Here is a 4,366-nt window from a genome sequence, read left to right on the forward strand (position 1 = left end):
AGCACCTCACTGCTGTCGAAATGCGCCTGCCCGTTGGCGATCCAGCGTTCGCGCTCGGCGTTAAACGCCCCCTGCTGATGGGTGCGAAACACGTCAATGCCCGACGCTTCATCAGCAAGAAACTGCTGATACTCCCCCAGTTTCAGGGTGGTGTGTTCGATGCGCAGCGGATAACGCCCCAGCGGGAAGTCGCGGCGAATGGTGAGCAGTTCGTCGGCAGACACCGGGTAGAAGCGGATCTGATCGAAGAAGCGCAGCAGCCAGGGTTTACCGCCAAAATCCTCCACCGCGTGATAGCGATTCCACATTTGCAGCGTGCGCCCGACAAACTGATACCCCCCAGGCCCTTCCATGCCGTACACACACAGATAAGCCCCGCCGATGCCGACCGAGTTTTCCGCCGTCCAGGTGCGCGCCGGATTGTACTTGGTGGTAACCAGCCGATGGCGCGGGTCGAGCGGCGTGGCCACCGGTGCGCCGAGATACACATCCCCCAGCCCCATTACCAGATAGCGGGCGTCGAACACCGTTTTGTAGACTTGATCGACGTTCGCCAGATCGTTAATACGGCGGATAAATTCCAGATTACTCGGGCACCAGGGCGCGTCCCGACGCACGGTGGTCATGTATTTGTCGATGGCTTTCTGGCAGGCCGGATCGTCCCAGGATAACGGCAGCCAGACGATACGCGACGGCACCTCCAGCGAATCCTGCTCGCAAACGTCCTGCCACAGCCCGGCAACGCCATCCAGCAGGCTCGCCAGACCCAGCGCCTCCGGTCGATAGTGGATTTGCAGGGAGCGAATACCCGGGGTCAGATCGATAACGCCGTCAAACGCCCGCGCCTCCAGCGCCTGCATCAGGGCGTGGGCGCGAAAACGCAGCACCAGATCCAGCTCCGGATCGCCGATTTCCAGCAGCAGGTGGGTGTCGCCCGAAAGACGCGCCACCAGCCGTTTATCGCCCTGCCCCTGTTCAAGCACCACCGGTGATGCCAGCTCCGCCGGTTGCCACGCCACCGCCTGCGGCTGCAGATGGAGGATTTGCGCTTCCTGCGCCTGCGCCAGTCGCCGGGCGGTGGCGATATCCACGGCCACAAAGCGCACTCTATCCCCGGCCTTCAGCTGTCCGACCGCAGGTAGATCAGCCTCGATGATGGTCACCGGGCAGACAAAACCGCCCAGACTTGGGCCATCCGGGCCGAGGATCACCGGCATATCCCCGGTAAAATCCACCGCGCCAATGGCATACGGGTTGTCGTGAATGTTCGACGGATGTAGCCCCGCCTCGCCGCCGCTCTCGCGCACCCACTCGGGTTTCGGCCCAATCAGGCGCACGCCGGTGCGGCTGGAGTTGAAGTGAACTTCCCAGTCGGTGGCAAAAAAGGTCTGCATATACGCCGGGGTGAAATACTCCGGCGCACCGTGCGGGCCATAAATCACCCGCAGGGTGCGCACCGGGCTCAGGTTGCTGCGTAACGCGAGCGGCAATACCGCCTCGCTGCACGCTGAGGTTAACGGTGAAATATGCAGCACATCGCCGGTACGCAGCGCGCGTCCGGCGTGGCCGCCAAACTGCCCGAGGGTAAAGGTACTTTTGCTGCCCAGATAATCCGGAACGTTAAAGCCCCCACGCAGGCACAAATAGCTGCGCACCCCGTCGCCAGAAATATCGCCCATCCGCAGCGTCATCCCGCTCTGCACGCGGAAGACGCGGTTGGTTGCCAGCGGCTCCCCGTCCAGTGTCAGGTCAATATCTGCCCCGGTCACCACCAGCTGCGCCTCGCAGTTGAATTTCAGCGTCGGGCCGCTGAGGGTGATTTCCAGCGCGGCAGCGCTGTCGTCGTTGCCCAGCAGGCGGTTACCGAGACGCAACGCCTGGCTATCCATCGGCCCGGAAGGCGGGACGCCGACCGCCCAGTAGCCAATACGTCCGGGGTAGTCCTGGACCGTGGTTTGCGTGCCCGCGCTCAGCACTTCCAGGGTCGAGGCATGATAGACCAGCCCCTCCAGACAGCGGGTCCAGGGTTCGCCGCGGGCGAAAGGCGCGAAGGTCAGAATCTGCTGCAGATAGCTACGGTTGGTTTCCACCCCGTACAGGCGGGTGTCGCCCAGCGCGGCGTGCAGGGCAGCAATGGCCGCCTCGCGGGTAGGTTGCCAGGCGATAATTTTCGCCAGCATCGGGTCGAAGAACGGCGGCACGTCGCAGCCGGACTCCACCCAACTGTCGATGCGCAGCGTGCGGCGGTCATTCGCCGGGAATACTACTTCCGTCAGCAGGCCCGGTGACGGCTGGAACTGACGACCGGGATCTTCTGCGTAAACGCGGGCCTGAATCGCGTGACCCACCGGCGTCAGGCCGTCGCGCAGGGCGGCCAGTGGCGGCAGATCGCCCGCTGCAAGCTCAATCATCCAGCGCACCAGATCCACGCCCCACACCTGCTCGGTGACGCCGTGTTCGACCTGCAAACGGGTATTCACTTCGAGGAAGTAAAATCGGGCGGCGTCGGTGTCGTACACGAACTCGACGGTGCCTGCGCTGCGGTAGTTCACCGCTTTGCCGAGCTTGATCGCCGCTTCACACAGGGCGTCCGCCATCCCATCCGGCAGGTTGGGGGCCGGGGTTTCTTCCAGCACTTTCTGGTTACGCCGCTGGACGGAACAGTCGCGCACGCCAAGAGCAATCACCTGTCCGTTGCCGTCGCCAAACAGCTGCACCTCGAGATGACGCGCCCGCTGAATGTACTTCTCAATAAATACGCCTGCATCGCTGAAGTTGTTTTTCCCCAGCCGCACCACCGCGTCGAAGGCCTCACTCAGTTCGCTGGCGCTGGCGCAGACGCGCATGCCGATCCCGCCCCCACCCGCGGTGCTTTTCAGCATCACCGGATAACCAACCAGCTCCGCCGCCTGCAGCGCTTCTGCGACATCGGCCAGCAGTTCGGTGCCCTCCAGCATCGGCACGCCGTGCGCTTTTGCCAACGCCCGGGCGGTATGCTTCAGGCCAAACAGACGCAGTTGCTCCGGCGTGGGGCCGACAAATGCAATGCCTGCCGCTTCGCAGGCCTCGGCAAAGGCGGCATTCTCCGAGAGAAAGCCGTAACCTGGATGGATCGCCTGCGCGCCGCTTGCCTGCGCCGCAGCAATCATTTTTTCGCTGACCAGATAGGTGTTCGCCGCCGGGCCCTCGCCCAGGCTCAGGGCCTCGTCGGCCTCGCGGATATGCAGACTGCTGATATCCGCTTCGGAATAGACCGCCACGCCGCCAATGTTCATGGCGCGCAGCGTGCGCAGGATACGGCAGGCAATCGCCCCACGGTTCGCAATCAGGAGTTTCGTCAACATAGTAAAGGCTCAATCGTGGCGGGTCGTCCCGCCGAAAATTGATTCACCGCATGGTCGTCCATGGGGAAAAAAGCGTTAAGGCAGGATCCGTCCGGCGCGCACTTCAAACAGGCGGTACAGCCTCTGGCGCAGGCGCTGCCAGCGGGTAGGAGTCAGTTCCATACCAGCACCTCCGCCGGGGTCGGGTTCCAGCCGTTACAGGGGTTGTTCAGCTGCGGACAGTTGGAGATCAGCACGATAACGTTGCACTCCGCGCGCAGCTCGACGTATTTCCCTGGCGCAGAGATGCCGTCGGCAAAGGTCAGCCCGCCTTCCGGGGTAACCGGCACGTTCATAAAGAAGTTGATGTTGGCGCCGATATCGCGCTTTTGCAGGCGGCCATCGTGCAGACAGGCGCAGAGGAAATTATCCCGGCAGCTGTGCATATAGCCTTTATCGAGCGAGTAACGCACGGTATTGCTCTCCTGGGCGCAGGCGCCGCCGAGCGTGTCGTGACGCCCGCAGGTATCGTCGACAATGGTCAGCAGCGGGTTGCCGAGATTGGAATAAAGCACGCTGCCCCGGGTGAGATAGGCGTTGTTCTGACGGCGCAGGGTGCGCTGGGCGTCGTAGCGTTCGCGCGGGTTAACGGCGTTATAGAACAGCGTATCGACCGCCTGATTGCCTTCAAGATCGAGCAGGCGCAGGGTCTGCCCTTTTTTCACTTCAAACAGGTACGGCTCACCCGCCGGGATCACGTGACGGAAGCTGGCCTGCTGTGCGTTAAGTTGAGTCATGGGTGGCTCCTTACAGGGCAAAACGTTGAGTGTTGGCGAACGCGCGGTCGTTTTCCGGGCGCGTCAGCAGCGCGTTGATGGCCGCCTGTTCGTCCTCTGCCTGCCGCCAGCTCAGCTGTACCGGGCGCGGGGCATACTCGGTGGACGAGTCCATCGGGTGTTGCAGCGCGGTCATCACCACCAGCACGTCCATCGGGGCGAACAGCTCTACGTAACTGCCCGGCAGGGAGTGGTCCCGGTGGAAGC

General features: G+C 62.9%; 2 protein-coding genes and 1 pseudogene. All 3 read right to left on the reverse strand.

Annotated elements, in window-relative coordinates; translation table 11 throughout:
* A partial coding sequence (gene uca, locus ACRDD5_RS06155; protein ID WP_438676222.1) for an urea carboxylase occupies positions 1–3,344 on the reverse strand: 3,344 nt, incomplete at its 3' end.
* 152 nt (positions 3,345–3,496) lie between these two features.
* Positions 3,497–4,120, reverse strand: coding sequence for an urea amidolyase associated protein UAAP2 (locus tag ACRDD5_RS06160; protein WP_438676223.1), 624 nt, complete (start codon positions 4,118–4,120; stop codon positions 3,497–3,499).
* Between the two features lie 10 nt (positions 4,121–4,130).
* A pseudogene (locus ACRDD5_RS06165) lies at positions 4,131–4,366 on the reverse strand (urea amidolyase associated protein UAAP1); the annotation flags it as partial.

Source organism: Silvania sp. (assembly GCF_051656365.1).
Lineage (GTDB): Bacteria > Pseudomonadota > Gammaproteobacteria > Enterobacterales > Enterobacteriaceae > Enterobacter > Enterobacter hatchlandensis.

Excerpts from the sequence above, each read along its gene's own strand:
- ACRDD5_RS06160 (WP_438676223.1), bottom strand. The coding sequence starts at position 4,120 with ATGACTCAACTTAACGCACAGCAGGCCAGCTTCCGTCACGTGATCCCG.